The organism is Helicobacter sp. UBA3407, from assembly GCF_949747025.1.
GTDB lineage: Bacteria > Campylobacterota > Campylobacteria > Campylobacterales > Helicobacteraceae > Helicobacter_D > Helicobacter_D ganmani.
Window position 1 is genome coordinate 1 of sequence record NZ_CATKCB010000051.1, and the last position, 6,945, is coordinate 6,945.

The following is a 6,945-nucleotide window of genomic DNA, read 5'->3' on the forward strand; positions in this document are numbered from 1 at the left end:
AGATAGTCTCCCATTTGCGCAGAGAGTTGTGCAGTGGGGGCGTGGATAGCATCTTTGTCAGTAGCGATAGCGCAATCTCCCACGACATAGATATTTGGAAACTCCTCACATTGTAATTGGGGATTGACTTTAATACGTCCTTTTTTGTTTGGAATCTCGGATTTCTCTACGATGTCGCTACCTTTGACACCCGCACTCCAAATAATTGTATTGCCATAGATTTCTTGCTTTTGCCCTTCTTTTTCTACTATGACTTTGCCCTCTTTAATCTCCTTAATGGTTGCACTTGATAGAATTTCTACGCCAAGTGCTTTGAGTTTGGATTCTGCTGTTTGGACAAGATTTTCATTAAAAACAGGCAGGATATGCGGTGAGCGTCCGATACAGGTAACCTTTGGAATTTGTCTATCAATTCCGCAGATAAGGCAAAGCTCTTCTAATTGTGTCGCAAGTTCAGCGGCAAATTCAATCCCTGTAAAGCCTGTGCCACACACAATAATTTGCAAATCTTTTGGGTTTTTTGTATGCACGAATTCTTTAAATTTATTTTCAATATTTTTTGTTAATTTCAATGCGGCATTGAGTGAGGAGAGCTTGTAAGCATATTTATCTACTCCCGCGATTCCAAAATTATCAGGCTTGAAGCCAAGTCCAATGACTAAAATATCATAAGGATATTCTCCACCATTTCCAATGACTTTATTTTCTGTTGGACAGAGACGAGTGATTTTATCCTTGATAAATTCTACTTTTTGTGGGTTTAAAATCTTGCGATAGTAAATTCTTGCTTTTCTTGCACTTAATGTTCCGATTGCTACTTTATGTAACAAAGTTGTCTGATAGTGATAGTCGTGTTTGCTAATCAAAGTAATTTTTGCATTTCCTTGATATTTTCTTTGAAGCCCCAAAGCCACTTTTAAACCACCATAACCCCCACCAATTATCAAGATTCTTTTTGCTTCTTGTCCCATTTCGCGCTCCTTTTTAGACTTGAAAGATTTATCTTAAAATATTATTGTTAATATAATGCTAAAAGGTTAAAAATTATTTTATTTTTTAAGGAAAATATGAAGTTTTTGAATTTTTATTGATTTAGCTGAATAATATTGAAAACAAAAATATAGAAATAGTCAAACTTTTAGTTATAATTAACAGCTTAATTTTATTGTAAAAAGGAAGAAAGAGTTGCAGAATCTCAAACGATATTCTTTAATTGTTGTTATTATCTTAATGCTGTATTTTTTGGTTGCATTTCCAGAAATCGCACAAATTCTTGCCGGAGTTGCAATTTTGCTGATTGGTATGATGAATCTAAGCACGGGATTCAAATCATTTAGCGGGGGACTTTTAGAAAAGATTTTGACAAAATCCACGGATACGCGCTTGAAAAGTATCGTGTTTGGTGTAGTTACTACAATGCTAATGCAATCCTCAACCCTTGTTTCTGTGATTTCTATCTCTTTTCTTTCTGCAAGCTTGATTACTCTTGCGCAAGGAATTGGGATTATTTTTGGGGCAAACTTAGGCAATAGTGCGGGCTCTTGGCTGATTGTTGGATTGACAAGTATTAATATTTCTATCTTTGCGATTCCACTTATTGTATGTGGGACGGTACTAAACTTCCAAAAAGATAAAGTTTTTAAAGGAATTGGGCTAATCTTTGTAGGGCTTGGATTTTTCTTTTTAGGAGTAGATTATATTAAGGGCGGTTTTGAATCTTATAAGGAGATTATGGACCTTTCACGTTTTAATTTTGATGGATTTAAGGGCGTAGTGATTTTTGTTGGGCTTGGTGCTTTGATGACAGGGATTGTGCAAAGTAGCCACGCAACTTTGGCGATTATTATTTCTGCATTAGTGAGTGGGCAGATTGGATTTGAAAACGCGCTAGCTGCTACTCTTGGGACAAGTGTTGGGGGTGTTGTAACAGCAGTGATTGCGAGTTTGAGTGCAAATATTGAAGGAAAAAAGCTTGCGATTGCGAATTGTATTTTTAACTTCAGTATTGCCATTATCGTGATTGCATTTTTTCCTTATTTTGTGAATTTAGTGAATATTACAGCGGGTTTCTTGGGGCTTTCAGAGGACAATGTCGCCCTTAAAACTGCGCTTTTTCATACATTGTTTAATCTTGTGGGCGTGATTTTTATTTCTTTGTTTATCCGACAAATCGTATATTTCTTGGATAAAACGATTAAAGCTCCACGGGATAGAGAAATGGACGCTCCTTTGTATTTGGATGAAAACCTCATAGAATACCCTGATACCGCCATTGACGCCTTGCAAAAAGAATCTATGCACTTATACAATAATGCTTATGCGATGATTGCGCACACGATTGGCTTCAACCGCAGCGATATTCGCGGCAAAGAAAGCTTTGATACGATTGTAAAAACAAAAAAATGGTTTAGCGGAAATGTGGATTTGGATTACCTTTATAAAAGAAAAATCAAAGTCTTATTTGACGCAATTATGGAGTTTTCTACCAAAGCACAAAGATATGTAGAGGACGAAGATAAAAACCAACGCATTTATTCCTTTAAGCTTGCGACACGCAATATTGCAGAAGCCACTAAAAACTTAAAGCTCATTCAAGCAAATATGAAAGTTTATTCCGTTTCATCTAATCCTTATCTTGCAGGACAATACAATGCAATGCGCAAGGATTTAGGAGAGCTTTTGCGCAGCATTGAGGAATTGAAATTAATGAAAGACGAAAGTGCTTATGTGATTTTGAAGCAAATTAGAGCAACGAAAGATATGCCAAAAGAATTTGACAGAAATATTATGAAAGATGTAGAGAATCTCATTGCAGAAGAGAAAATCAGCGCAACGAATGCAACTTCAATCCTGAATGATAGCTCTTTTATTGCAGATATTGCGATGAGTTTAATGGAAGCAGTGGAAGTCATTTTTACCAAAGAAGAATGGTTAGAGACTGCTGAAGAGTCAGAAACAGAACAAAACTAGGGAATCTCGCCTATTCTCTAGTTTTTGAAAATAAAATACTAAGGGTAATTCCTGCCGACAAAATAAACGCAATGACATACAAGCTCACAAGAGGAGGAATCTCAAATCCTACGCCAAACATATGATACAAGGCATTGCATAGGATTTTAATGGCAATGAAAAAGAGCAAGACAATCACAGCTTTTTCTAAATAGATTAAGTATTGCTTCAATGCTTCAAGCACAAAATATAATGCCCTCAAGCCAAGTATAGCAAAAATCATTGCGGAATAAATAATTAACGGCTCTTGTGAGATTGCAATCACAGCTGGAACACTATCAAAGGCAAACATTATATCACTCACTTCTATCACACATAAGCATAATAAGAGGGGTGTTGCGATGATGGAGCCTTTGTCTGAAAATTTGATGTTTGGATTCTCTTGCAGCTTAAGTGCAAGTGTTTTTCTGCTAATAAAAAAATGATGTCCAACAATTTTTGGAAAAACTGAAAAATATTTATAAACAAGTTTATAAGCCAAATGGTTGGAATAATCCTCTATTTCTTCATTATTATTACTCTTTCCAAGCATTGCAAATGCAGTCCAAAGAATAATTGCGCCAAAGACAAGCTGCACCCACGAAGCAAGTAAAAACAGGCTACTCCCGATTGCAACAAAGATGAGGCGGAAGATGATTGCTCCAATAATTCCAAAATATAATACTCTGTGTCTATATTCTTGGGGAATCTTAAACCAAGAAAAGATAGCCATGATGACAAAAAGATTATCCACAGATAAGGATTTTTCTAAGATATAGCCTGCGAAAAATAAAGAAGCCATTTCTTTGCCGTGTTCATAATACACAAATAAACCAAAAAGAATAGAGATAAAAACCCAAAAAATAGACCAAATACTAGCAGATTTCAAGTTCGTAGTTTTGTCTTTGTGTCCTAGAAAATCAATACAAAGTGCAATAATGACAAAGATTGTAAAGACAGCAATTGTATGTAGGGGGAATCCTAAATAATCCATTGAATATCCTAAAAGAAATTTTTGTTAAAAAACCGCTACAATATTTTAAATTACAAAAATAAATATTTGGTAAATGTATTTGCAAGGACAATCTAGTTTTTAAGTGTAGCTTTATTATGACGCTTTTATAATTTTATACTTTAACTTTTTTAGGATATTTATGCGGATTTTGTTTTGTTGTTTAATTTTTTGCGCTCAATTATGGAGTAGTGATGTTGAAAATGCTTTAAAATCTTTAAGTTTGACTCCAAAAGCACAAGAAATGTTGAAAAGTGCAATGGCAGAATTTTATGCCGAGAAACGAGCCTACCAGAAGAATAATTCTCGCATTCGGAATCGCTTATTGCTAGATTTAAAAAGTGGCGTAAAAGTGGATTTAAAGCAATACGAGAAATCTTTTAAAGAAGTGGAGGAAGAATACATTAAAGCAAGGATTGCTTTTTATGTTGCAGTTGCAGAGATTTTAGATACAGAGACTATGGATAAGCTTTTGGAAAAGATTTGGGAGTGGTAAATGTATAAGATTTTAATCGTAGAAGATGATTTGGAGATGCAGAAACTATTGGTGGATTATTTGCGCCAAAGTGGTATGGAAGTTATGGCGACAGATAGTCCTAATACTGCGCTAGAATGGATAAAAAGTAAAGGTGGATTCCATCTTGCAGTGTTAGATATTATGCTACCTGAAATGGACGGCTTAGAGTTGTGTCAAAAAATGAGAAAAATTAGCGATATTCCTATTATTATGTCCTCTGCACGAGCGGATATTAGCAGTAAGATTCTAGGATTTGAGCGAGGAGCAGATGATTATTTGGCAAAGTCTTATGAGCCCATTGAGCTTGTTGCACGCATCAATGCATTATTGAAACGTTGTTCTCAAAACAAAAGCATAAAATATGGAGATTTAGAAATAGATGTGGATAGACGCAAGGTAAATGTTGAGGGTTACAATGTGGAGCTTACGCCTGCAGAATTTGAAATTCTAAACTTACTGATTGCACACAGAGGGAAGCCTTATTCGCGAGAGTCTTTAATGCAAGCGATTTCTAGTATTGCTCCGGATTCCTCTTTGCGAAGCATTGATACACACATTAGGAATTTGCGCGTAAAGCTAGGAGATGACGCAAAAACCCCTAAATATATCCAATCCATTTGGGGAATTGGTTATAAATTTTGCGATTAAGTTCTAAATAAATGGAGCAATAGGATTAAATGAAAGGTAAATTAAGAATCCCAAATCTTATTCCACCACTTTTTGTTCAAATTTATCTTTTATTTATTATTTCTCTTTGCGCCACGGGTGCAATTGTGTATTTCACAAATATGAACAATTTAAAAAATAATGAGGGGGCGATTCTTTCTCAAACAACTTTTTTAGCTCAACAATCTTTAATAGAATTTATTGGCGGTAATACTGCGCAGTTGCGAGAGATTGTGCAAAATAATGATTACAAAATCGTGCGTCAGATTCCAGAGAGTGCAGTCGTATTATTGGAAAGTCAAGATTCTTTTGCCAAGATTAAAATTTTTAAACTCCAAAGCCATTATGGTTTTCATTTGGAATATTTGGAAATGACCTTTGTTGCGTTGAAAGACTATAAAAACGCATTGTCCGCGGATAGTGGCTTGAATATTTGGATTCTTTTAGACTTTTTGATACAGCTTCTCACTTTTGCGATTATTTTGGCGCTTCTCCATCCGCTAAAAGTTTTGCAAAGCGCATTGCAGGATTTTACTAAGGGAAATTATAAGATTAAGATTCCTGTGCCAAAAGAGCCACAACAAGCGGAATTGGCTTGGAGTTTTAATGCAATGAGTGAGAAAATTTCTAAATTAATGATTGCGCGAGAGTTTGTGTTAAGGAATATTGGACACGAGCTAAAAACGCCAATCTCTAAAGCAAAACTTGCTTTGGAAATGATGCCAGACAATCCCCAAAAAGAACTTGTAACAAGGTGCGTAAGTAATTTGGATAATTTAACAAGTCAGATTCTAACCTTTGAAAAAATCCAAGAGGGTGGAGATTTACTTGTGTGGAGTGCATTTGATGCAGAAACATTGATTTTGGAGACTTTGACACATTTATTTATTGAAGAAGAGGAATTGGAGATTGAAATTAAAGAAAATTTTAAAATCTATGGAGATTTGCAGTTTTTGTCTATTGCATTAAAAAATTTAATTGAAAATGCAAAGAAATATAAAAGCAGTGGGAAAATTATTGTCCAAACAGGATTGGAAAAAAGGCTTAATGAGGACACGACTTGGGGCTTGCCATCAGGAGTAGATGAATTTTTTGCAATCAATATTTGTAATTTTGGTGCGCCATTGAAACATTCAATTTCTTATTACTTTGAACCTTTTTCACGTGAGGATTCACATACGTTGATTCAAGGCTATGGGCTAGGTTTAGGGATTTTAAAAGGTATTTTGGAGTTGCACCATTTGGGATTTGGGTATGTCTATGAAATCACAGAATCTCAACCACAAGAAAAAGAAATAGCCAAAATAGGAAAACATTATTTTAAAGTGATGTTTCCAAAAGGAGTAAAATTATGGAAATAATAGGAATTGATTTGGGTAGCAATTCTTTGCGTGGAGTAAGAATGCAAGTTTGCGAGAAAGAATTTCAAAAGGAATTTGCAGTCCTTCAAGAATATGATACGACGGTGCGCACAGCAGAGGGGCTAGAGGATAGCGGAGAAATTTGTGAAGCGGCAAAAGAAAGAATCATTCAAGGTTTGCTTGAAATGAAGTGTGCATTAGATATTACCCCACAGCAAGAAGTGGTTGCGCTAACGACGCAAGCAATGCGTAAAGCGCGCAATCGTGAAAGGATTTTGCAAGAGATTTGGGAGCGTACACAGATTCAATTTCGTGTGATTTCAGGAGAACAAGAGGCGCAAATTACTTCTCTTGCTCCAAAAATTGCTGTGCAAAGAATCGCAAGAGAGAATCCAAAATAC

6 protein-coding genes and 1 pseudogene are annotated in these 6,945 nt (G+C 35.4%); 5 read left to right on the top strand and 2 right to left on the bottom strand.

Features of this window, described 5'->3' with window-relative positions; all coding sequences use genetic code 11:
- Window positions 1–971 (bottom strand): FAD-dependent oxidoreductase (locus Q1553_RS00750; protein ID WP_300842675.1); only part of this gene is annotated, 971 nt, incomplete at its 3' end.
- Window positions 972–1,230: 259 nt separating this feature from the next.
- Here Q1553_RS00750 and Q1553_RS00755 point away from each other — a divergent pair.
- On the top strand, window positions 1,231–2,970 hold the full coding sequence (locus Q1553_RS00755) for a Na/Pi symporter (protein ID WP_297571711.1): 1,740 nt from the start codon (window positions 1,231–1,233) through the stop codon (window positions 2,968–2,970).
- 10 nt (window positions 2,971–2,980) lie between these two features.
- Here Q1553_RS00755 and Q1553_RS00760 read toward each other — a convergent pair whose 3' ends face one another.
- A complete protein-coding gene (locus Q1553_RS00760; RefSeq protein ID WP_297579296.1) occupies window positions 2,981–3,982 on the bottom strand; it encodes a TerC/Alx family metal homeostasis membrane protein in 1,002 nt (333 codons plus the stop codon).
- Between the two features lie 160 nt (window positions 3,983–4,142).
- Between Q1553_RS00760 and Q1553_RS00765 the strand changes: the two genes are divergently transcribed.
- The 4 genes and pseudogenes from Q1553_RS00765 to Q1553_RS00780 form a co-directional block, all read left to right on the top strand.
- On the top strand, window positions 4,143–4,496 hold the full coding sequence (locus tag Q1553_RS00765) for a hypothetical protein (protein ID WP_297731843.1): 354 nt from the start codon (window positions 4,143–4,145) through the stop codon (window positions 4,494–4,496).
- Window positions 4,497–5,165, top strand: coding sequence for a response regulator transcription factor (locus tag Q1553_RS00770; protein WP_115550984.1), 669 nt, complete (start codon window positions 4,497–4,499; stop codon window positions 5,163–5,165).
- 29 nt (window positions 5,166–5,194) lie between these two features.
- Window positions 5,195–6,544 (top strand): histidine kinase dimerization/phospho-acceptor domain-containing protein, encoded by a 1,350-nt coding sequence (locus Q1553_RS00775; RefSeq protein ID WP_181881597.1) that lies wholly within the window; start codon window positions 5,195–5,197, stop codon window positions 6,542–6,544.
- Window positions 6,535–6,945: pseudogene (locus Q1553_RS00780) on the top strand (phosphatase); the annotation flags it as partial. The gene Q1553_RS00775 and the pseudogene Q1553_RS00780, both read left to right, overlap by 10 nt.